This is a genomic window from Niveispirillum sp. GW835-FHT14G11 (genome assembly GCF_058793615.1).
Map to the genome: position 1 here is coordinate 40,008 of NZ_JBXAFZ010000013.1, position 24,753 is coordinate 64,760.

Consider the following 24,753-nt stretch of genomic DNA (forward strand, 5'->3'; position numbering starts at 1 on the left):
ACCATGGAGTTGGAGGAACGGCTTTCCCGCCTGTCACCGCAGAAGCTGGCCCTGCTGGTTCGCGACCTGCAGCGCAAGGCGGCCCTGGCCGACGCGGTGGCACCCGCGCGGGATGTGGCCGTGCCCATGGCCATCATTGGCATGGGTTGCCGCTATCCGGGCGGGGCGGATGATCCTGCCCGGTTCTGGGACTTGCTGGCCGATGGCGGCGACGCCATCGGGGAAATCCCGGCCGACCGCTGGGACTGGAAGGCCTTCTACGACCCCGATCCCGACGCGCCGGCCAAGATGACCACGCGCTGGGGCGGGTTCCTGTCCGATGTCGCCGGGTTCGATGCGTCTTTCTTCGGCCTGGGCGTGCGGGAGGCGGCCTGGATGGACCCGCAGCAGCGCCTGATGCTGGAAGTGGCATGGGAGGCGTTGGAGGCGGCGGGACAAACCCGCACCTCCCTGGCCGGCAGCCGCACGGGCGTGTTTGTCGGTGCCTATAATCACGAATATTCCGCCCGCACCTTCGACCGGCTGGAGGAGATACAGCCTTTCTCCGGTACGGGTGTCGCGCTGAACGCCATCGCGGGGCGGGTCTCCTACCTCTGGGACTTGCGTGGGCCGGCTTTGGTGGTGGATACCGCCTGTTCGTCGTCCCTGGTGGCGCTGCATCTGGCGGCGCAGAGCCTGGAGCGTGGGGAATGCGACATGGCCCTGGTCGGCGGGGTCAATGTGCTGCTGTCGCCCATGTCGCTGGTGCCTTCGTCCAAGATGGGGATGATGGCGGCGGACGGGCGTTGCAAGAGTTTCGATGCCCGCGCCGACGGGGTGGTGATCAGCGAGGGGTGCGGGGCGATCCTGCTGAAGCCGCTGGACGCCGCCCGGCGCGATGGCGATCCGGTGCTGGCCGTGCTGGCCGGCACGGCGATCAACCAGGACGGCCGCAGCAACGGCCTGACCGCCCCCAACCAGAAGGCGCAAGCCGACGTGATCCGCAGCGCCCTGGCGCGGGCCGGCTTGGCTGCCGGCGATGTCGGCTATGTGGAGACGCATGGCACCGGCACGCCGCTGGGCGACCCGATCGAGATGGAGGCGCTGGCCGAGACCTATGGCGCCAGTGACGCGCCGGGCCGCTGCCTTTTGGGCGCGGTGAAGGCCAATATCGGGCATGCGGGTGCGGCGTCGGGTCTGGCGGGGGTGATCAAGGCTGTCGGCTGCCTGCGCCAGGGCATGATCCCGCCCTATCGCCGGCTGGGGGAACTGAACCCCAACATTGAAATCGCCGGTACACGCCTGTCCATCGTGCGGGAGCCGCTGTCCTGGCCGGCGGGGCAGCGGCCGCGCATCGCCGCCGTCAGTTCCTTCGGCTGGTCGGGCACCAATGCCCATGTGCTGCTGCGTGAGGCGCCGGCGGCGGCCGCACCGGTCGCCGCGCCCGCCGGCCCCTTCCTGCTGCCGCTGTCGGCACGCAGCCGGCCGGCCTTGCGCGCTGCCGTGGCGCGGGTGGCCGACTGGCTGGAAGCGGCACCGCTGCTGCCCTTCGCCGACATCGCCTTCACCGCCGGCACGCGCCGCACACATCATGAATACCGGCTGTCGGTGGTGGCGGACAGCCATGCCGGGGCAGCCGCCGCCTTGCGTGCCGTGTTGGCCGAGGGCGGGGACGTGGGCCCGCCGGAACCGGCGCGCCGACGGCGCACAAGTTTCGTGTTTTCCGGCCAGGGCAGCCAATGGGCGGGCATGGGGCGCGACCTGCTGGCTACGGAACCGGTGTTCCGCGCCGTTGTGGAGCAGGCCGACGCTGTGGTCGAACCCCTGACCGGCTGGACCATCAGCGCCATGCTGGCCAATGGCGACCGGTTGGAGGAGACGGCGGTGGCGCAGCCGGTGCTGGCCGCCCTGCAGATCGCCCTGACCCGGCTGCTGGCCCATTGGGGCGTGGAGCCCGACGCCGTGGCCGGCCATTCCGTGGGCGAGATCGCGGCGGCGCATGCCGCCGGTCTGCTGGATATGGCACAGGCCATGCGTGTGGCCGTGTATCGCGGTCGGGTGATGCAGACGGCCCATGGCGACGGTGCCATGGCCGCCGTGAACCTGCCGCCCGACGAATTATCGGGTTTGATTGCTGGCACCGGCCTGGATATCGCGGCCATCAACGCGCCCAGTTCCTGCGTGGTGGCGGGGACGGAGGGCGGGCTGGTGGCCTTGGCGGCCAAGGGTGTGGCGATGCGGCGGCTGGATGTACGCTACGCCTTCCACAGCCGGTCGATGCTGGGCTTGCAACCGGATCTGCGCGCAGCCCTGGATGGGTTGGTGCCGGCGGCGGACGGGCCGGTTCGGCTCTATTCCACGCTGACCGGGCGGCGGCGCGATGGGCAGGCCCGGTTCGACGCCGGCTATTGGGCGGACGGCATCGCGGCACCTGTGCGCTTTGCCGATGCGGTGGCCGCCATGGTGGCGGACGGCGTGGAACTGTTCGTGGAGGTCGGGCCACATGCCGTGCTGACCCGTTCTGTCCGTGAGATCCTGGGCGACGGGCCGGGCCGGGCCGTGGCCACGCTGCGCCGCGACCGGTCGGAGAAGGCGACGTTACTGTCGGCCTTGGGCGAGTTGCACGCATTGGGCGCACCCGTGCGCCTTGCTGCTGCCTTCCCAGCCCCGCGCTCCGTCGCTTCATTGCCCTCATATCCCTGGCAGCATCGTCGCTGCTGGGTCGATTTTCCGCCGCGCCCTGTGGCCAGCGTGCCGTCGTCCGGCACCTTGCCGGGCCGGAAGCTGGACCTTGCCGGGCGGGAGAGCGTGCATGAAGTGCTGGTCGGGGTGGGGACCTTCCCCTTTCTGGACCATCACCGCTATTTCGGGCGCATCACCGTGCCGGCCGCCTTCTTCCTGGCCTTCGCCCTGTCGGCGCGGGCCGGATCGCTGGAGGATGTGGATTTCCGCGCCGCCCTGACGCTGGAGGATGGGGAGAGCCGCCGGTTGCAGCTGGTCACGGCGGCTGATGGCGGCTTCCGCGTTTGCAGTGCTGATGCAGGCGGAGACTGGACCTGCCATGCCGAGGGGCGCTATGGCACGGGACCGGTGCCGGCGGCGATGTCCGGGGGGACGGGACAGGGTGCCGATCCGGTGACGTTCCACGCGTTCCTGGAGGGGGTGGGGCTGTCGCTGGGGCCAAGCTATCGCGTGCTGTCGGATTTCCGCATTGATGGTGCTTCGGCCTCTGCCCTGGTCGATATCGGTCATACGGGATCGACACCCGTCGATCCGCTGCTGCTGGATGTCTGTCTGCAGGTCATCGGCGGGCCGGACTGGCTGGCGGCACAGGGGGGCGGCCGGGCCGGCCTGCGCGCCTCCATGCCCGTGCATCTGAAGCGTCTGACCGTGGCGGGTCCGTTGCCGGGGCGGGTGGCCGTCGCCGTGGCCGGCGGGCCGGCGGGTGCCGCCCGGCTGGCGGCTGATAATGTCACCCTGGATGTGTCGATTACCGATCCCCAGGATGGGCGACCGCTGCTGTCCATCGAGGGCTTCACCATCCGTCGCCTGTCGGAGGCGGCCCTGCGCCCGGACGCGGCGGGCCTTTACACCATCGACTGGCAGCCCGCCCCGCTGGAGCCCCTTGCTCCGGTAGGCCTGCTGCTGGCCGGCCATGGCGAAGCATTGAGCCCCAATCCCGCCGCCTTCCTGGCAGCATTGGATCAGGTCAAGGCGACGGCGGGCCCCGTCTGGTGCCGCGCGCGGCCCGACAGCCCAGCCGACGCGCTGCTGGAAGGGCTGGCGCTGACCGCCGGGCTGGAGGATGCGGCCCGGATGGGCGGCACCGGTGAGGGCGAAGGTTTGGCAGCGGGGGAACAAGTGCGTTGGCGCGGCGGCCAACCCCAGATCGCGCGGCTGCGCCGGCTGCCCGCTGCGACGGGTACCGGATTTGTGCCGCGTGCCGACCGGTCCTATCTGGTTACGGGCGGGCTGGGCGGGCTGGGGCTGGTGACAGCGCGCTGGCTGGCGGAAGGCGGGGCCGGCGGGTTGCTGCTGATCGGTCGGCGTCCTGGCGATGCGGCGTTGCTGGCCGACCTGTCAGCGGGGGGCTGCCGCGTGGCCTATCAGGCGGTGGATGTGGGGGATATGGCGGCGCTGGCGGGTGCGCTGACGGCTGGGCTGGACGGGATGGCGCCGCTGGACGGGGTTTTCCATGCGGCGGGGCTGCTGGAGGATGCCACCATCCCCCAGATTGACCCCGCCCGCGCAGCGGCGGTGATCGCGGCCAAGGCCGGGGGTGCCTGGGCGCTGCACCGGCTGACGGCGGAGATGGGCCTCAGCCAGTTCGTGCTCTATGGCTCGCTGGCCGGGTTGACGGGCAATGCCGGACAGGCCGCCTATGCCGCCGCCAACCGCTATCTGGACCGGCTGGCCGACTGGCGGCGCGGGCAGGGCCTGGCGGCAACCAGCATCGCCTGGGGCCCGTGGGCAGAGGTGGGCATGGCGGCGCGCGCCGGTTCCGGCCGCGCCGCCGCACGCGGCCTGCGGGCGATGCAGCCGGCCGCCGCCCTGGCTGCCCTGGGCCGGGTGCTGGGCGACCCGGCGGCGGGCCCCACCGCCATGATCGCGGAAATCGACTGGACTTCGATGGCCGACGGTCCCGCCCTGTTCGCCGACCTGCTGCCCAAACGGCAAGTGGAAGACAGCCGGCGGGCGGAACTGGCGGCCCTGGCGCCCGACCGGCGGCGGCGGGAACTGGCCGATCTGGTGGCACGGCAGGCGGCATCCGTGCTGGGCCTGGGGCCGGGGGAACGCCCCGATCCGCGCCGGCCGCTGCGTGAACTGGGGCTGGACAGTCTGGCCGCCGTGGATTTGCGCGGGGGCCTGGGACGGGCGCTGTCGGCCACCCTGCCGGCCGTGCTGGTCTTCGATCACCCGACCGTGGCCGACATCGCCGCCTTCCTGGACACCGAACTGTTCGGCGTGGCAGAAGCGATCCCCGCCGCCGCCCCGGCGGTGGTGGCCAATGATATCGACGATGTGCTGGGGGCCCTGGCCGATCTGTCGGATGATGATGTGATGCGCGCGCTGGGGGGCACGTGATGTCGGCGCTGGACAGGATCGCGGGCCTGCCGCCTGCCAAGCTGGCGCTGGCGGTCCGTACGCTGCGCGACCGCGCCGGCGGGATCGAGGTGCTGAATGCGGAGCCCATCGCCATCATCGGCATGGGCTGCCGCTTCCCCGGCGGGGTGGACAGTCCGGAGGCTTTCTGGGACCTGCTGGCCGGCGGCGCCGATGCCATCACCGAGGTGCCGGCCGATCGCTGGGATCTGGGCGAGGTGTATGACCCCGATCCCGAGGCACCGGGAAAGACCACCAGCCGCTGGGGCGGCTTCCTGTCGGGTATCGACGGGTTCGACCCCGCCTTTTTCGGCATTGCGCCGCGTGAGGCCGACAGCCTGGACCCGCAGCAGCGGCTGGTGCTGGAGGTGGCGTGGGAGGCGCTGGAACGCGCCGGCCAGCCGCCGCGCAGCCTGGCCGGCTCCGCCACCGGCCTGTTCCTGGGCATCGCCACCCTGGAATATGGGGAGACGCGCAAGGACCGGCTGCGCATCGATCCCTATTTCGGCACCGGCAACAATGCCAGCGTGGCGGCGGGGCGGCTGTCCTATCTGCTGGGGCTGAACGGGCCGGCTTTGGCGGTGGATACCGCCTGTTCTGCCTCGCTGACCGCAGTGCATCTGGCCTGTCAAAGCCTGCGGGCGGGGGAGAGCGACATGGCGCTGGCCGGCGGGGTCAACATCATCCTGTCGCCCGATGGTGCCATCTATTTCTCCAAGCTGGGGGCCATGGCGGCTGACGGGCGCTGCAAGAGCTTTGACGCCGCCGCCGACGGCTATGTCCGCAGCGAGGGGTGCGGCATGGTGGTGCTGAAGACCCTGTCCAGGGCGCTGGCCGATGGCGACCCGGTCCTGGCCCTGATCCGTGGCAGCGCCATCAACCAGGATGGCCGCAGCAACGGCCTGACCGCCCCCAATGGCCGCGCGCAGGAGGCGGTGATCCGTCGCGCGCTGGCGGTATCGGGTGTGGCGGCGGCTGAGGTTGCCTATGTCGAATGCCATGGCACAGGCACGCCGCTTGGCGACCCGATCGAAACGGGGGCGCTGGCCCGCGCCTATCGACCGGATGGGGCGGGGCCGCTGCTGCTGGGGGCCGTGAAGTCCAACCTGGGCCATATGGAATCCGCAGCCGGGATCGGCGGGCTGATCAAGGCCGTCCTGTGCCTGCAAAGGGCGCAGGTGCCGCCCAACCTGCATTTCAACCGGCCCAACCCGCATATCGACTGGGCGGACGGAGCGTTGACCGTGCCCACCGCGCTGACTCCCTGGCCGCAACAGGGCTGCCGCTTCGCCGCGATCAGCGCTTTCGGTTTCAGCGGCTCCAACGCCCATATAGTGCTGGAGCAGGGCATGGTACCGCCGCCAACGGAGGCCGCGCCCGACCTGCCGGCCCTGCTGCTGCTGTCGGCGCAAAGCCGGGCGGCGCTGGAGGTGAGTGTCGGGATCTGGCGGGACTGGCTGCGGGCGGAAGGTCCGACCCGCGATGCCCATGCCATCGCCGCCACCCAGGCCCAGCGCCGCAGCCGCCATCCCTGGCGGTTGGCTATTACCGGCCGGACGGTCGCGGACCTGTCGTCGGCGTTGCTTGCGGTGCCGCAGCCTGTGAAGGCGGAGGATGGCGCGCGGCTGGTGATGATCTTCCCCGGCCAGGGATCACAATATGCCGGCATGGGCCGTGAACTGGCGGCGGTGCTGCCGGTGGTGCGTGAGACTCTGGCCGCGTGCGAGGCGGCCTTTGCCCCCCATGTTTTCTGGCGTCTGTCGGACGTGCTGGCGCTGGACGCCGCATCATTCGACGCATCGCCGGCTGACCGGATACAACCGGCCCTGTTCGCCCTGCAACTGGCGCTGGCCCGGCAGTTTCTGGCCTGGGGCCTGCATGTCGATGCCGTCATCGGCCATTCCATGGGGGAGGTGGCGGCGGCCTGCACGGCGGGTGTCCTCAGCCTGACGGATGCCGCCCGCATCATCTGCACCCGGTCCCGCCTGGTGATGGAACGGGCAGCGGGCGGGGCCATGGCCGTGCTGGAGATGGGGGAGGAACAGGCGTTGGCAGCCCTCCGTCCGCATGGCGACGCCCTGTCCCTGGCTGCCATTAACGGCCCGCGCAGCGTGCTGGTGGCGGGCAGGGCCGATGCTGTGGCCGCACTGGTGGCGTCGCTGGATGCGACCGGCATCTTTGCCCGTCAGGTGAAGGTGGATTACGCTTCCCACAGTGCGCAGATGGATCCGGTGCTGGGGCCGCTGGCCGATGCGTTGGCCGGCATCCGGTCGGGGGACGGCACCATTGCCCTGCATTCAACTGTGACCGGCGACGTGATCGCGGGCGAACGGCTGGATGCCGGCTATTGGGCCGACAATCTGCGCCGGCCGGTCCGCCTGTGGCCTGTGGTGCAACGGCTGGCGACCGATGCGCCGACAATCTTCCTGGAGGTCAGCCCGCATCCCGTGCTGGTGCCGGGGCTGGAGGAAGGGCTGGCGGGGCTGGACCATCCGGTGCGCCTGACCGGCACGCTGCGCCGGGGGGAGGGGGAGGTCTCCCATCTGCTGGCCACGCTGGGCCGGCTGGCAGCCTGGGGGGCGGAACCGGACTGGACGGCGCTGCAGGGCTGGCATCCCGTGGTGCCCGACCTGCCGACCCATCCCTGGGCGCGGACCCGCCATTGGCTGGCGGCGGCTGAACGGGCCGGCGGTGTGCCCCTGGGCAAGGCGGGCCATGCGCTGCTGGGCGGGGCGGTGGACCAGCCGGGGCCGGACAGTGCCTGGCGTGGCAGCCTGTCGGTGCGGGCACTGCCCTGGCTGGCCGACCATAGGGTGGGTGGCGCCATGGTGCTGCCGGGTACGGCCTATCTTGATATGGCGCTGGCGGCGGCTGATGGCGGCGGCGTGGCCGACATGGCGCTGAAGCGCCTGCTGCTGGTACCGGTTGACGGGGCCGTGCCGTTGCACAGCATTGTGCGACGGGACGCCGATGGCGGGGGGCACCTGTCCATCCACGCCAAGGGTGAGGGCGGCTGGACCTTACATGCGCACGCCCGGTTATCGGCGATAGCGGCAACGATCCGGCCCGACCGGGTGCTGGCACCGATCATGGCCCGCTGCCCCGTGCTGCTGGATGCCGGTGATTATTATGCGGCGGCGGCGAGGACAGGTGTGGAACTGGGGCCCGGCTTCCGCGTGCTGTCCGATATCCGGATGGGGGCGGGGGAGGTACTGGCCCGCCTGTCACCCCTGCCTGCCATCGCCGCCGGTCGGGGGCACCGTATCCATCCGGCCTTGCTGGATGGCGGGTTGCAGGCCCTGGCCCTCGCGGCATTGCAGGGCAAGGAGGACGGGGCACCACATGTGCCGGTCGCCGTGGACAGCTTGTCCGCGACCGGCGCCGTGGCGGATGCCGCCTGGGTCCACGCGCTGGCCCGCCCGGGCGAGGGCGATCCGGTGGGCGATGTGTCCCTGCTGGATGATAACGGCCGGGTGCTTGCGGCGCTGGAGGGGGTGCGGTTCCAGCGGCTGGATGGCGGGGCCGATGCGGAACTGGCCAATTGGCTCTACCGGCTGGACTGGCAGCCCCTGCCCGTGCCTGGTGCGGCCCGACGCCTGGGGGCCTGGCTGCTGATCGGAACAGGTGATGTCGCGGATGCCTTGGCCGCCGCCCTGGCGCGCGCCGGCTGCAGCGTGCGGCACCAGACGGATGGGGCAGGTACAGACCTGACCGGCCTTGCCGGCATCGTACACCTGACCGCCCCGGCGGCACCGACCGATATGGCCGACCTGTCGCCCGCCGGCCTGATGGCGGCGCAGGCGGCGGGCGTGGGATCGTTGGCCGGCCTGTGCCGTGCCCTTGCCGGGGCGGATGGGCAGGGGGCGCGCCTGTGGACCCTGTTCCCGACCGGCCCTCTGCACGCCGCCATGGCGGGCCTGATGCGCACCGCGATGCAGGAAATGCCGGGCCACCGGCCGGGCTTCATTGAACTGGACGGTTCTGTCGATGCTGAGGCGCTGGCCGCCTGGCTTTTGGCCGACGGGCCGGAACGGCAGATACGGTTGGCGGGAAGCCGGGCCTTCGGTGCCCGCCTCACGGCGCTGGACCGCGACGATGCCGCCATCCTGGCGCATCAGGCACCGCTATCGGACGGAATCGACGGCGCTGTGCTGGTCACCGGCGGGTTCGGTGGCATCGGGCTGGTCCTGGCCGAAGCGCTGGCTGATGCCGGTGTCCGCAGTCTGGTGCTGGCCGGACGACAGGGGCCGACGGCGCAGGCCACCCAATATATCGCCGCCTTGCGCACGCGGGGCGTGGTGGTGCACGAGGCGCAGTTGGACGTTACGGACCTGGGGGCCGTTGCGGCCCTGGTCGCGGCACACCCCGTTCGCGGCGTCATCCATGCGGCCGGGACGCTGGACGATGTGCCGCTGTCTTCCATGGACCCTCACCGGCTGGACGGGGTTCTGGCGCCGAAGCTGGCAGGTGCCTGGGCGCTGCACCGGGCGCTGGCAGGGACGGGGCTGGATTTCATGATCCACATGTCCTCCACCGCCGCCCTGTTCGGCGGGCCGGCACAGGGCAATTACGCGGCGGCCAATGCTTTTCTGGATGCGCTGGCCGCCTGGCAGCGCGGGCAGGGCGTGTCGGCCCTGTCGATCGGCTGGTCGGCCTGGACACAGGTGGGGCTGGCGGCGGCAGTCGCGGAACGAGGGCAACGGCTGGCAGCGCAGGGGATCGGCGGTATCGATCCGGCGCGCGGCGGGATGATCCTGCGCCGGCTGCTGGCCCGGCCGGGTGGCAGCCTGCCGGCGGCGCTGACCATATTGCCGCTGGATGTGCCGCGCTGGCGCGAGGCCTATCCGCAGGTGGCGACCGATCCGTTGTTCACCGACCTGCTGGCCGGCAACGACACCACGGCAACGGAGGGGGCGGCACGCGATGCCCTGCCGCCGCCCGGCCCGCTGCTGCGGGCGGCGCTGGTGCGGTCCGTCATCGCCCATGTCGCGGCGGTTACGGGCCGGGATGCGGCCGGCATTGATGCCCGCACGCCGCTGGCCGGGCTGGGCATCGACAGCCTGATGGCCATGGGCGTGCGCAACCGGTTGCAGCGTGATTACGGTCTGGCCCTGTCGGCCACGCTGCTGTGGCGGCACCCCAATCCGGGCGCGCTGGCCGATCATCTGGCTGGACTGCTGGAGACCGATCCGGTGGCTGCGGTGGCGGTGGCAGCAGCGCCGCCGGCCCCGGTTGAGGATTTCGACGATCTGTCGACGGCGGAACTGGCCCGGCTGCTGGCCGCTGAACTGGAACAGGATTTCGTGGAGAGTGCCCGCCCATGAGTATTGATCCGGGCCCCGATTACCAGAAGCTGCTGGCCGACGCGTTGCGCCAGATTCGCAGCCTGAAGGCGGCACAGGCGGCGGCGAAGGCCGTGCCGCCCGTGGCCGTGATCGGCCTGGGCTGCCGCTTTCCCGGCGGGGCCGATGGGCCGGACGCCTATTGGCGCATGCTGTTGGACGGGGTGGACGGGATCGTGGAACTGCCGCCCGGTCGCTGGGACCAGACGGCGTTTTTCCGCGCCCTGGGCGTTCCGGATGCGGAACAAAGGCGAGTTTATGGTGGCTTCCTGCCGGAGGTCGATGGTTTCGATCCCGAATTCTTCGGCATATCGCCGCGGGAAGCGGCTGATATCGACCCGCAGCAGCGTCTGTTGCTGGAAGTCGCCTATGAGGCGCTGGAACATGCCGGCATCCCGCCATCGACCCTGGCCGGCAGCGATACCGGCGTCTATGTCGGCCTGCACAGCCAGTCCAGCGACTATTTCTTTTTGCAGGCCGCTGACCCGGCCAGCGTGACGCCGCACAGCGCCACCGGAACGGCGCATAATGTCGCCGCCGGTCGCATCGCCTATCTCTGGGATCTGCGGGGGCCGGCCATGGCGGTGGATACCGCCTGTTCCTCCGGTCTGGTGGCGGTGCATCTGGCCTGTCAGGCGCTGCGGACGGGGGAGGTGTCGCTGGCGCTGGCCGGCGGGGTCAATCTGCGCCTGCTGCCCTTGTTCCCCACGGCCACGGCGCGCATGGGCGACTGGCCCGGTGATTACCGTTGCAAAAGCTTCGATGCCCGTGCCGATGGCGTCATCTCCGGCGAGGGCGGGGGCATGCTGGTGCTGAAGCGGCTGGCGGACGCGCTGCGCGACGGTGACCCGGTGCGGGCCGTGATCCTGGGTTCCGCCGCCAACCAGGACGGCGCCAGCCTGGGCCTGACCGCCCCCAATGCGCAGGCGCAGAAAACGGTGATCGCCAAGGCCCTGTCCATGGCCGGGCGACCGGGCGCGGACATCACCTATGTGGAGACGCACGGAACGGGCACCCGGCTGGGCGATCCGATCGAGGTGGAGGCGCTGGCGGAGGCGCTGGGCGGTCCGGCCGCTGCCGGTCCCTGCCTGCTGGGGGCGGTGAAATCGAATTTTGGGCATCTGGAGGGGGCGGCCGGCATTGCCGGGCTGGCCAAGGCGGTGCTTTCCATGGAACGCGGGATGGTGCCGCCCAACCTGCATTTTCAGGCACCCAACCCGGAAATCCCGTTTGCCGCCACGCGGTTCCAGGTGCCGGTGGTGCCCACGCCCTGGACGGGGGCGGCGCGCCTGGCCGGGGTCAGTTCCTTCGGCTGGTCGGGCACCAATGCCCATGTCGTGCTGGCCCCGGCCCCGGACGTCCCGCCGATGGCGACCGTTGACGGTCCCGTGCTGCTGCCTTTGTCGGCGCGCAGCCCGGCGGCGCTGCGTGACCTATCGGCGCGCATGCGGGACTGGCTGGTCCGCGACAATTCTTGCGCCGGGGACGTGGCCTATAGCGCCGCGCGCCGCCGGGATCATCACCGCTGCCGGCTGGCCGTGGTCGGGTCGGATGCGGCGGGGCTGGCGGCGGCCTTGGCCGATGCGCCGGGCGCCGAACCGGCCGGGGGGAAACTGGTCTTCGTCTTTTCCGGCCAGGGCAATCTGTGGCGCGGGGCGGCGGCGGCGCTGGGTGTGCGGGAACCCGCCTTCCGCGCCGCCCTGGACGCGGCCGATGCCGCCATCGTCGCAGCCGGGGGGGCCAGCGTGGCCAGCCTGCTGCTGACGCGGCCGGACGGGGTGGCTGTGCCGGTGGAAGATGTGATGGACGCGGCCTGCGGCCTGTTCGCGCTGCAGGTGGCTCTGCTGGCCCTTTATCGCCATTGGGGGGTGGAGCCGGAAAGCGTGATCGGCCACAGCCTGGGCGAGGTGGCGGCGGCCTATGCCGCAGGCTGCATCACCCTGGCGACGGCGGCGCGCATTGTCGTGGCGCGGACCCACCTGTCACAGCAGGCGGCAGGTGCCACGGCGGCACTGTCCCTGGATGAGGGGGCCGCCCAGGCCGCCATCGACCGGCTGGGGCTGGATATCACCATCGCCGCCCTTAACGGGCCGGACAGTGTGGCCGTTTCCGGCGATGGGGCGGCCATCGACCGGCTGGTGGCCGACCTGACGGGCCAGGGCATCCGGGCCACACGGCTTTCCGTGCCTGTCGCCTTCCATGGCCCCCTGATGGAGCAACCGGCTGCCGCCCTGCGCGATGCGCTGGCCGGGCTGGAGGCCGAAGCGCCGCGCCTGCCCATGATCTCCACCATCACCGCCACGCCCCTGACCCGGGCACCCGACGCCGACTATTGGGCGCGCAATCTGCGTGCACGGGTGGATTTCCAGGGGGCGGCGGTGCCCCTGCTGTCGGCCGGCGCGACGCCCATCTTCCTGGAGATCGGTGCCCATCCGGCCCTGTCCCCCGCCATCGCTCGCACGGCCCTGGTGCGGGGGGCGGAGGTGCTGGTGGTGCCTGGTCTGAGGCGGGGGACGGATGATCACGTTGCGGCCCTGACGGCGCTGGGTCGGCTCTATCAGGCGGGTCTGGACAGCATCCGCTGGGACCTTTTGTCCCCGGCAGGGCGCGTCCTGGATCTGCCGACATATCCCTGGCAGCGTCGGCGCTTCTGGCATGAGGGCAGCGGTAATGCCCCCCTGCTGCCCATCATGGCACCAAGGCCAGTGCCGCTTTATGTACCGGGCTGGGTGCAGGATGACGGGGTTGGTGTGGGTGCCATACCCTTGCGCGCCCAGGCGCTGGGGCCGGGGGCAGCGGGGCTGGCCGACGCGCTGTCAGCGCCGGATGCGCCGGGCGGTGCGGATCTGGTCCTGGTTACCAATGGCACCGGCGATGGGGTGGCGATGGTGGCAGAGGCCACGGCCCTGCTGACCGGTGCGGCGGGCCGGGTGCATCTGCTGGTGACGCAAACATCGCCTGTGGCCGGCGCGCTCTGGGGTTTGCATCGCGGCTTCGCGCTGGAATATCCGGACCGGGCGGGCCATCGCCTGCTGGCTGGGAATGATACGGATGCGGCTGCCATCACCGCCCTGCTGGCGCGTCCCGGCACGCAGGAATTCCAGCTTCAGGGTGGTGCCGTCCAGCGGCAGCGTCTGGTTCCGGTCCAGGGGGCGGGCACTTCCGTGCGTCTGCGTGGCGATGGCACCTATCTGGTGACGGGTGGTACGGGCGGGCTGGGCCGGACGCTGTGCCGTTGGCTGCTGGCGCGTGGTGCCGGGCATGTCGTGCTGCTGTCGCGGCGACCGGACCCGGCGGGCGGGGCCGACCCCCGTGTCACCTGGCGGGCGGCCGATTGCGCCGATGCCGGGGCCATGACGACCCTGCTGGACGATCTGCGCCGAACGCTGCCGCCCCTGCGCGGCGTCATCCATGCGGCGGGTATGCTGGATGACGGCATCCTGGCCGGCCAGACACCGGAACGTATCCGCGCCGTGCTGTCGGCCAAGCTGGACGGCGCGCTGCTGCTGGACCGGTTGACGCAGGCTGACCCGCTGGACCTGTTCGTGCTGAACAGTTCCCTGGCGGGGCTGCTGGGCGCGCCGGGGCAGGCGGTCTATGCGGCGGCCAATGCCGGGCTGGATGCACTGGCGCAGGTGCGGCGGGAAGCGGGATTGCCGGCCCTGTCCGTGGCCTGGCCCGTGCTGGCCGGTCCCGGTCTGGCGGCGGGGGGCGGGGCCACTTATATCGGCCTGGACCCGTTGGACCCGGAACAGGTGATGGCGGTGCTGGACAGCGCGCTGGGCCTGAACGTGCCCGTGGTGGTGCCGCTGCCGGTCGATTGGCAGCGGTTCCGGGGCCTGCGCGCCGGGTCGGCGCCGGCACCGCTGATCGCTGATCTGGTGCAGGGCGACGGGCCGGTTGCGCCACCGGCGTCGCGCGACCTGCGGGCGGAGGTGATGGCGCTGCCCGTCCCCGACCGGTTGCCGGCGATCCAGGCCGCCATGGCGGCCCTGGCGGCGCGGGTGCTGTCGATCGCTCCGGCATTGCTGGACCCTGGCCTGTCGCTGTTGCGCCAGGGGCTGGACAGTTTCACGGCGATCGAACTGCACCGGCATGTGGAGAAAAGCTTCGGCGTCTCCCTGCCGCTGGCGGCATCCCTGGCCGGGGGCAGTGTTGCGACCCTGGCGGCGGCGGTGGCAGACGGGCTGTCGGCTGCTCCGCCGACGCAGCCCGCCCTGCCAGATGGCGACCTTGCCCGGCTGATGGCCGATATCGACAATCTGTCGGAGGAGGAGGTGGAGGCGCTGCTGGCCGCCGAAGCTGCTGCCGGGGGTGTGGCATGACGGGGCGCGCGGCGGGCCTGCTGGAACAGTTGTTCCTGGCGCTGGACGGGTTCCGGCCCATGCACGTCGTGGTCCGCGCCCGGCTGGACGCTTGCATCGACCCCGACCGGCTGGCGGCGGCGGTGGCGGCAGCCCAGGCGGCGCATCCGCTGCTGCGCGCCCGCATCGGGGCCGGTGGGGTACCCTTTTGGCATGCCGATGCCGGGCCGGCTGGCCTGACTGTCCGTGACGGTGGTGGGGCCGGCTGGCTGGCTATGGCGGAGACGGAACTGGCGACGCCGTTCCGGCGGGATAGCGGCCCGCTATGGCGGGTGACCTTGTTGCGTGATGCCGGCGGTGGCGCTGACCTGCTGGTCTGCTTCCATCATGCGCTGGGTGATGCCCATGCCGGAATGCGGCTGCTGGCGGCCCTTCTGGGGGCGGCGGAGGCGGTGCGGGCATTCCCGCCCGCCTATGAAACCCGCGCCGTCGCCGTCGCCGGGCTGTCGGCACCTTCTGCCAGCCTGCCGTCCGTGTCGCTGACGCCCGCCGGCTGGCAGCCACGACTGAGCCATCGCCGGCTGGAACCGGGGTTGGTCGATGCCCTGGCCCACCGGGCGCGGCGGGAGGGGGCCAGCCTGCAGGGCGCGCTGGCAGCGGCCCTGCTGCCGGCCACGGGCCGGGCCGGTGGGTTCAGCCTGACCAGCCCCGTTTCGGTGCAGGCGGCCCTGGGTGGCGGGCAGGACTTCACTCTGGCCGTGGCAGAGGTGACGACGGCCCATGCCGCCGGCCCCGATACCCCCTTCTGGGCCCTGGCGCGGGAGGTTGCGGCGGCGGTGCGCGACCGCGCCGCGCCAGAGCGGCTGTTGCCCGCCCATCTTGCCGCCCTGTCGCGACTGGCCGAACCCGGCCTGCTGCCGGCGGCCACCGCCGATATCGGTCGCTTCACGCCGGACCGGCTGGGCCTGACCAATCTGGGGCGAGTGGCAGTGCCGGGGGCGTCGGCGCTGGATTTCGCCGTGGTGCCGCCAGCCACGCAACTGGTGCTGGCCGCCGTCACCGGTGGCGATGGCAGCCTGGGCCTGACCCTGACCCGTCCCGACCCCTTGCTGGGGGCGGCCGAAGCTGAGGCATTGATGGATAAACTTGTCGCCCGCCTGTCCGCCGCATCGCAGGAAGGGGCGGGTCTGGCACCAGGGGTTGACCTGTCCGCCCTGTCGCCGGCCAAACGCGCCCTGTTGATGCTGCGTCTGCAGCAGCAACAGCAGCGGCAGGCGACGATACCCACCCGCTCGCCGCTTTCCTATAATCAGCGTTCCATGTGGTTGCTGTCGCGCATGGCACCGGACAGTGCCGCCTATACGCTGCCCTTCGCTGTGGAGATCGACGGCCTGCCCGATGCCGGCCCGCTGGAAGCGGCCCTGGGTCTGCTGCGCCGCCGGCATGACGTGCTGGATGCCTGCTTTCCCCTGATCGACGGGCAACCGGTGCAGGAACCGGCCCCCGGCGTGGCGCTGGAGATCCGGCAGGTGGATGCCCAGGGCTGGGGCGAGGATCGGCTGCGCGCGGCCATCGCGACAGCCTATGCGCAGCCCTTTGATCTGGAACGCGGGCTGGGCTGGCGGGCGGTGCTGTTCGACCGGGGCGGCGGGCGGTTTGTGCTGTTCCTGGCAATGCATCATATCACCATCGATTTCTGGTCCCTGGCCCTGCTGGCCCGTGACCTGCGCGCCTGTCTGGCCCATCAACTGACAGGATCGCCCCTGCCGCCGGCCCCGGCCCGGCGCTATGCCGATTTCACGGCGGCGCAGCGGGCCTGGCTGGCGGGGCCGGCGGGTGTCGCGGCGCGGGCCTATTGGCGGGAACGGCTGGCGGGGCCGCTGCCCGTGCTGGACTTGGCCACCGACCGGCCGCGCCCGGCCGTGCAGGGTTTCCGGGGGGCATCGTTGCGCTTCGCCCTGGGGGCGGGCCTGAGTGCGGCTGTACGCGAGGTTGCGCGGGACCGGGGCGTGACCCTGTTTGCGCTGCTGGCGGCGGCGTGCCAGGCCCTGCTGCACCGGTGGACCGGGGCCGCAGAGGTGTTGCTGGGAACGCCGACAGCGGGACGGGAGGATGAAGGCTTCGCCGCCACCATCGGTGATTTCATCAATCCCATGGTGCTGCGTGCCGGCTTCGCCGACCAGCCCAGCTTTGCCGCCCTGCTGTCGCGCACAGCGGCGGATGCGGCGGCTTCATTGGGCCATAGCGCCTATCCGTTCCCGCTGCTGCTGGAGGAACTGGCCGTGGCGCGCGATCCCTCGCGCCCGCCCATCTTCCAGGCCATGGTGGTTTTGCAGAACCAGATGGCCCAGGCCGGCGACGGCACCGGGTTCCGGGCGCTGGATATCGACCTGCAGGGATCGCAGCTTGATCTGGCTTTTGAGTTTCGTCCGGAGGGGGATGGGCTGTCGGCGGAGATCAAGTATGACAGCGACCTGTTCGATGCCAGCAGCATCGACCGGCTGCGCGGCCATCTGCTGACTCTGCTGTCGGCGGCATTGGCCGATCCCGACCGGCCCGTGGCCGACCTGCCCCTGCTGGACGCGGCCGGGCTGGCCCTGCTGACCCGGACGTGGAACGACACGGCGCTGGCGGAACCCGTGCCGCATCCATTGGTGTTGCTGCGGGCGCATGAACGATCCGATGCGTCGGCCGTGACGCAGGGCGGGTCTGTGCTGACCCATGCCGGCCTGTGGGCGCGGTCGGGCGCGCTGGCCGGCTGGCTGGCGACACAGGGCATCGGTCCGGGCGACAGGGTCGGCATTTGCCTGGATCGCACGCCGGATATGGTGGCCGCCTTGATTGCCGTCTGGCGGGCGGGGGCGGCCTATGTACCGCTGGACCCGGTGCATCCAGCCGACCGGCTGTCCTTTATCGTGGGTGATGCCGGTTGTGCCCTGGTGCTGGTGGATGCGGGTACGGCACCGGTGCTGGCGGATAGCGGCTGCCGGCTGGCGGAATTGCCGAACCTTAGCGATGCGGCCCCGCCGGTCCTGGCCCTGGACAGGTCGAGCCCCGCCTACATTCTTTACACGTCCGGCACCACGGGCCGGCCCAAGGGGGTGGTGGTCAGTCACCATAATCTGGGCAACTTCCTGGTGGCGATGCGCGGGTTGCTGGGCATCGGTTCCGCTGACCGGCTGTTGGCCGTCACGACCCTGTCCTTCGATATTGCCGGGTTGGAGCTGTTTTTGCCCCTGTCCGTGGGCGGGACGGTGGAACTGGCAACGGCGGAGGAGGGGCGCGATGGGGTGAAGCTGGCGCAGCGGCTGGCGGCCTGCAAACCCAGCTTCATGCAGATGACACCCGCCGGCTGGCGCCTGCTGCTGGCGGCGGGATGGCGGCCCGACCCCGGCCTGACCATGCTGGTGGGGGGGGAGGCGCTGCCCCGCGATCTGGCCGACACGCTGCTGCCCGAGGGCGCGGGCTGCATCCTGTGGAACATGTTCGGCCCGACGGAGACGACCATCTGGTCCACGGCGCACAAGGTTGAACGCGGTGCCGGCCCCGTGCCCATCGGCCGGCCCATCGGCAACACGCGCGTCTATATCGTTGATGCCGCCGACCGGCCCGTGCCTGTGGGGGTGACGGGGGAGTTGCTGATCGGCGGTGACGGGGTGGCCCTGGGCTATCACAACCGGCCCGACCTGTCGGCGCAGCGCTTCGGCGACGATCCGTTCGTGCCGGGCGGGCGGATCTATCGCACCGGTGATCTGGCCCGCTGGCGGGGCGATGGCGTGCTGCTGTTCCAGGGCCGGGCCGACCATCAGGTGAAACTGCGCGGCTTCCGGATCGAACTGGAGGAGATCGAGGCGGTGCTGGCCACCCATGCGGGCGTAGCGGAGGCCGTGGCCGCCATCCGACCCGGTGTCGATGGGGAGGGGCGGCTGGCCGCCTGGATCGTACCGCGCGGGGAGGCACCGGCTACGGAGGCGCTGCGGGACCATCTGGCGGGGCGATTGCCGCCCTACATGCTGCCATCGGCCTGGACCTTCCTGGCCGCCTTGCCGCGCACGCCCAATGGCAAGGTTGACCGCAAGGCCCTGCCCGACCCCGCCGCCGCCCCGGCTGCGGCCAGCCTGGCACCGCGCACGGGCGTGGAGGAACGGCTGGCCGGCCTGTGGCGCGACGTGCTGGGACGGGACAGCGTGGGCGTGAACGACAATTTCTTTGATCTGGGCGGCCATTCATTGCTGCTGGCCACATTGCAGGCCCGGCTGAACGCCGAGCTGGCCGATCTGCTGCCGGCTGGTGGCATTGCCATGACCGACCTGTTCCGCCTGCCCACCATTGCCGGGCTGGCCGGGATGCTGGCGGGCGGGGAGGCGGACGAAGGGGATGACGCGCGTGACCGTGCCGGCCTGCGCCGTGCCGCGCTCGCCCGCCGCCGCCGGCCCGTGACAGGAGAGACGGCATGAGCAGCCAGCCCGACGGCATCGCCATCATTGGCATGGCCGGTCGCTTCCCCGGTGCCGGCAGCGTGGAGGCGCTGTGGCGTAACCTGCTGGACGGGTTGGAGGGGATATCGACCCTGACAGACGAACAACTTCGGGCTGCCGGCGTGCCCGACCCTGTGCGCCGCGATCCGGGTTTCGTGCCGCGCCAGGGTCTGCTGGATGGCCATGACCGGTTCGATGCTGGTTTCTTCGGTTACAGCGCGCTGGAGGCGGCCCGGCTGGACCCGCAGCAGCGCGTGTTTCTGGAGGTGGCGTGGGAGGCGCTGGAACAGGCCGGCATCGATCCGGCGCGGACCGAAGGGCCCATTGGCATCTATGCCGGCTGCGGCGTGCCTACCTATCTGCTGCACAACCTGTTCCGGGGGGCGGGGCCGGTCAGCGATGATACAGCCGCAGACTTTGCCACCATCATCGGCAATGACAAGGATTTCCTGGCCACGCGCGTGGCCTACAAGCTGGATTTGACCGGGCCGGCTATCACCGTGCAGACGGCCTGTTCCACCTCGCTGGTCGCCGTCCACATGGCCTGTCAGGCGCTGCTGGCCTATGAATGCGATGTGGCCCTGGCCGGCGGATCGACCATCACGGTACCGCAGGGGGCCGGATACCTGCACCAGGAAGGCATGATCCTGTCGCCCGACGGGCATTGCCGGGCCTTTGCCGCCGATGCCGCCGGCACTGTGTTCGGCAGCGGCAGTGCCGCCGTGGTGCTGAAGCGGCTGGCCGATGCCCTGGCCGATGGCGACCTGATCGACGCGGTGATCCTGGGCACGGCGGTCAATAATGACGGGGCGGCCAAGGCGGGTTACACCGCACCGGGCGTTCGGGGCCAAGCCCGCGTCGTGGCCCTGGCGCAGGAGGTGGCGGGCGTCGAGGCGGGCCAGATCGGCTATGTCGAGGCGCATGGCACCGGCACGCCGCTGGGCGACCCGATCGAGGTGGCGGCCCTGACCGATGCGTTCCGGCGCGCCACCAAGGCCACGGGCTATTGCCGGCTGGGCACCATCAAATCGGCCGTGGGCCATCTGGATACGGCGGCCGGTGTGGCCGGGCTGATCAAGGCGGCGCTCGCCGTGCGGGACGGGGTGATCCCGCCGACCTTGCATGCCGGGCAACCCAACCCGGCCTTGGGGCTGGAGCGCACGCCCTTCATCCTGGCCGACCGGCGGCAGGATTGGCCCGACCTGGGGGCCGGGCGGCTGGCCGGGGTCAGCGCCTTCGGTATCGGCGGCACCAACGCCCATGTGATCGTGGGGCAGCCGCCGGATGCGTCGCGCCCGACAGGTGACGGCTGGTCGGGGCCGGGGTTGCTGCTGCTGTCGGCCCGGTCGCCGGGGGCGCTGGCGGGGCTGGCCGGGCGCTATGCGGAATTCCTGCGGGGGACGGGCGCCGGCCTGGCCGATCTCTGCGGCACGGCCTTTCACCGCCGCGCCCTGCTGCCCTGGCGGCTGGCCGTGGCCGGGCGCAGCCGGGCGGAACTGACGGCTTCCTTGGAGGCGGCGGCCCCCAATGTGGCGGGCGACGCGGACCTGCAGGCGGACAGGTTGGGATCGGCGCGGCGCAGCGTGTTCATCTTCCCCGGCCAGGGATCCCAATGGCCCGGCATGGGACGCGACCTGATGGCGGCGGAGCCGGCGTTCAGCGATGCCGTCGCGGAATGCGCCCGGGCCATGGCCCCCTGGATCGACTGGGACCTGGCGGCCACCCTGCGCGGGGAGGGGCCGGATGCCGCCCTGGACCGGATCGACGTGGTGCAGCCGGCCCTGTTCGCCATGCAGGTGGCGCTGGCCGCCTTGTGGCGCAGCAAGGGTGTGGTGCCCGACGCCGTCATCGGCCATTCGATGGGGGAGGTGGCGGCGGCGGCGGTGTCGGGTGGTTTGAGCCTGGAGGATGGTGCCCGCATCATCTGCCGGCGCAGCGCGCTGTTGCGCAGCGTGGCGGGCCAGGGTGCCATGCTGGCCGTGGACCGGGCACCGGCGGCGGCGGAACAGGTGCTCGTGGCCCAGGGCATCACCGATCTGGTTGCCGTGGCCGTGGCCAATGGTCCCGGCAATTGCGTGCTGTCGGGCGACCGGGCGGCGCTGGAACGGCTGGCGGCGGTACTGGACGGGGACGGTGCCTCGACTGCCTGGGTCAAGGTGGATGTGGCTTCCCACGGGCCGCAGATGGACCCGCTGGAAGGGAAGCTGCGCGACGCGCTGGCGGGGATCGGGCCGCAGGCACCTGCCATTCCCTTCTTTTCCACCGTCACCGGTGCCTGGGTTGGTGCCGGTGATCTGGATGTGGATTACTGGTGGCGCAACCTGCGCGGCATGGTGCGGTTCCAGGACGCCGTGGAGGCCCTGTCGGCGCAAGGGTATGGCGTGTTTCTGGAGGCCAGCCCGCATCCCGTGCTGACCGCACCTGTGCGCGCCACCCTGGCCGGCGCCGGCCGCACGGGTCTGGCGTTGGGCACGTTGCGGCGCGACGGTGATGCGCCGCTGGCCTTTGCCGAGGCCATGGGGCGGCTGTTTGCGGCGGGGCAGCCCGTGTCGCTGGCGCCCTGGCTGCCGCAACGCTGGGGTTACGTGCGGCTGCCCGCCTATGCCTGGGAACATCGCCGCTACTGGATCGATCCACCGGCGCGGGGCGAGCGGCCGGCGGCGGCACGCATGGCCGATCTGGAGGTCGTGGCCGGCCTGACGGGCACACAGCAGCGCCTCGCCCCCCTGTGGCAGGACGTGCTGGGGACGCCGCCGACGGGGGCGGGGGCGAATTTCTTCCTGTCCGGGGGCAATTCGCTGATGGCGCTGGCCCTGCTGAAGCGGGTGCGGACGGCGTTCGGCGAGGCACCCACCGTGACGCAGTTCCTGCAGGCCCCGACCCTGGCGGGGCTTGCCCTGCTGCTGGATGGCAGCAGGGGCAAGGCGGCTTCCGCCCTGCCGCCCACCTTGCTGGCCATCCAGCCGGGGGGCACCAGGCCGCCGCTGTTCATGGCCACGCCCATCATGGGCACGGCCTTTCCCTATTTCCCCCTGGCGGCTGAACTGGGGCCGGACCAGCCTTTCTATGCCCTGATGCCGCCCGGCATGCAGGATGGCGGTCCCGCCCTGGCAAACCTGGAACGCCAAGCGGCGGTGTTTGCCGACGCCATCGACCAGGTCTGGCCGCAAGGGCCGGTGCATGTGGCGGGCTGGTCCTTCGGCGCCCCGGTGGCGTTCGAACTGGCGCGCGAGCTGGACCGGCGCGGGCGGACCGTGGCGTCAACCCTGCTGATCGACACACCGGCCCAGATCAAGGGCCAGACGCCCAACCCGCTGGAGGCGGCGCGGTTCCTGTTCGTCACGGTGCTGGGCAACATGATGCCGTACCTGCGCGCCTACATGACCCTGCGCGGCGGTGCCGGGGCGGAGGGGCTGTGGCCCATGGTCAAGGTCTATGCCGGCAATGCCCGGGCCACGGTCGGGTACCATCCCCGGCCCTGGCGCGGCGTCGTCACCCTGCTGCGTACCGCCACCGCCGGCACGTCGGCCGACAGGCGGGATGATTGGGGCTGGTCGGATCTGGCCCTGGGTGGCGTTCAGGTCTTGCGTATTCCAGGGAATCATATGACCTTATTGCAGCATCCATGCGTTAAAGATGTTGCCAATACCATTATCAGTATAGTTTCCCCGCAACCCGCCGCGCCGACGCCGGAGGACCAGCCATGACCGTAGCCGCAGTCAAGCATCCCATTCCCAACGATCCGGCCACCGTCTTTCGCCTGCTGGCGGAGGCCACACCGCACAATCCGGCGCCGGGCTTCCTGAAATCGGCGGCGGCGGGTTTGTTCCGCTGGGACCTGATGGTGCCCTTTCCGGAGCAGGACCCCGCCGACGCGGCGCTGGGCGATGCGATCGTCAAGGAACAGGCGCAGTTCATGCAGGCGCATTTCGACCCGACCCGCATCGACGCGCGGGGAAAGTTCCCCCCCGATTATGTGGAACTCTACCGCCGGGCGGGCTGGCAGAAGCTGATGCTGGCCAAGCAATATGGCGGGGACGGGCTGTCACCCCTGAACATGGCCCGGCTGGTGGAGGTGACGGCCAGCTGGTGCACGGCGGTGGCCATGTCCATCTCGGTCAACAATTATCTGGGCGCCCCCTCCTATCTGGATTACATGCAGGACGCCGAGGAGCGGGCGAAAGTGGCCCGCATGGTGGAAGAAGGGGCAATCTCCGGCCTGTCGGCGGTGGAATATCAGGGGGCGTCGAACCCCATCTTCCAGACCACGGCCATCCCCACCAAGGATGGGCGCCATTACTTCATCACCGGCCGCAAATGCTATATCGGCAACGGGCCGCTGGCCAACCTGCTGGTCGTCCCCTGCACGACCTTCTCGCAGGGGACGACGGGGGAGATCGGCATCACCCTGTTCATCATCGACACGCGCAAGCGCGGCTTCCGCGTGGCCAGCCCGCAGACCTATATGGGCCTGAAGGGGTTGGCCAATTCGGTGCTTGAATTCAGGAAGTACAAGGTACCGGTGAGCCGCATGGTGGGCGCGCCGGGCCTGGGCCTGAATGTGATCTTGGAGATCCAGCAGCCCAACCGCATGTTCATCAACGCCATCACGCTGGCCGGCTCCAAGCTGTCACTGACCTGGGCGCGGGGCTTCAGCGACCGTCCCTACCTGGAACAGCCCCTGGCCAGCTATCAGGCGACGCAGGCCACCATCGCCGATGCGGCGGCCAAGGTGTTCGCGCAGGAAAGCGTGCTGCGCTGGCTGACCCTGTCACAGGTGGCGGGCAATCTGGATCTATGGACCGAATGGACGGCGATGAAACCCTGGTGCAGCGACACGGCCTGGAGCGTCATCGACAGCACCATGTCGCTGATTGCCGGGCGCGGGTATGAGACGGCGATCTCTCTGGCCAACCGCGGCCTGGTTCCCTATCCGGTGGAACGGTTCTATCGCGACCTGCGGGTCATGCGCATCTTCGGCACCACCAATGCGCTGATGGAGCTGAATGTCGGCAATTCCGCCCTGGTCGCGGCGGCGAGTGGCGATCCCGTGCCGCCCCAACTGCCGGTGCCGCCCACGACCAATCTGTCGCCGGCCAACCGCGCGCATCTGGAGGCCGCCGCCGTCCTGACCACCCGCATTGCCCAGGCGGTGCGGGCCCTGATCGACCGCAGCGGCGGCGTACAGGGGGCCTTGGTGCAGCAGCCGGCCCTGATCGCCATCGGCCAGGCGCTGATCCTGCTCTGGACGCAGACGGTGACCCTGGCGCGGGTGGAGAGCGAGGCGGTCGCCACCAACCCGCAGGCCCCGCAATTGCAGGAACTGGCCGACATTTTCTGCCGCGGCGCCGCGGCCGTGGCGGACGCAGCGTTGGTGGCTAGCGCTGCGTGGCAGGCCGATGCCAGCGCGTCGGTCAGTGCCGAGGTGATGGCCGGCAGCCTGGACTGGCTGCTGAATGATGTGATCACCCAGGTGCCGCCGGCGTGATGGCATTGTTTTGTTTCCTCCGGCGTCTGCCTGCGTCATGATGGTGAAAGTTTATCACT

6 protein-coding genes are annotated in these 24,753 nt (G+C 70.9%); all 6 read left to right on the plus strand.

The genetic code is table 11. The annotated features are described in order from the left end of the window. The first annotated feature begins 3 nt into the window (after nt 1-3). The 6 genes from AC1Q7F_RS22680 to AC1Q7F_RS22705 are packed head-to-tail and all read left to right on the plus strand — an operon-like array spanning nt 4 to nt 24,694. Complete coding sequence (locus AC1Q7F_RS22680) at nt 4-5,064, plus strand: type I polyketide synthase (protein WP_492510821.1); 5,061 nt, start codon at nt 4-6, stop codon at nt 5,062-5,064. Next, nucleotides 5,064-10,406, plus strand: a complete 5,343-nt coding sequence (locus AC1Q7F_RS22685; RefSeq protein ID WP_492510822.1) for a type I polyketide synthase — start codon at nt 5,064-5,066, stop codon at nt 10,404-10,406. The genes AC1Q7F_RS22680 and AC1Q7F_RS22685 overlap by 1 nt, the downstream gene beginning before the upstream one ends. Then, the gene (locus tag AC1Q7F_RS22690) at nt 10,403-14,749 is read left to right on the plus strand and encodes a type I polyketide synthase (RefSeq protein ID WP_492510823.1); all 4,347 of its coding nucleotides are present in this window, start codon (nt 10,403-10,405) and stop codon (nt 14,747-14,749) included. The genes AC1Q7F_RS22685 and AC1Q7F_RS22690 overlap by 4 nt, the downstream gene beginning before the upstream one ends. After that, on the plus strand, nt 14,746-19,185 hold the full coding sequence (locus AC1Q7F_RS22695; RefSeq protein WP_492510824.1) for an amino acid adenylation domain-containing protein: 4,440 nt from the start codon (nt 14,746-14,748) through the stop codon (nt 19,183-19,185). The genes AC1Q7F_RS22690 and AC1Q7F_RS22695 overlap by 4 nt, the downstream gene beginning before the upstream one ends. Further along, nucleotides 19,182-22,913, plus strand: coding sequence for a type I polyketide synthase (locus AC1Q7F_RS22700; RefSeq protein ID WP_492510825.1), 3,732 nt, complete (start codon nt 19,182-19,184; stop codon nt 22,911-22,913). The genes AC1Q7F_RS22695 and AC1Q7F_RS22700 overlap by 4 nt, the downstream gene beginning before the upstream one ends. Further along, entirely contained in the window at nt 22,910-24,694 is a 1,785-nt protein-coding gene (locus tag AC1Q7F_RS22705) for an acyl-CoA dehydrogenase family protein (protein WP_492510826.1), read from the plus strand. Before AC1Q7F_RS22700 ends, AC1Q7F_RS22705 begins: the two co-directional genes overlap by 4 nt. Nucleotides 24,695-24,753: the final 59 nt, after the last annotated feature.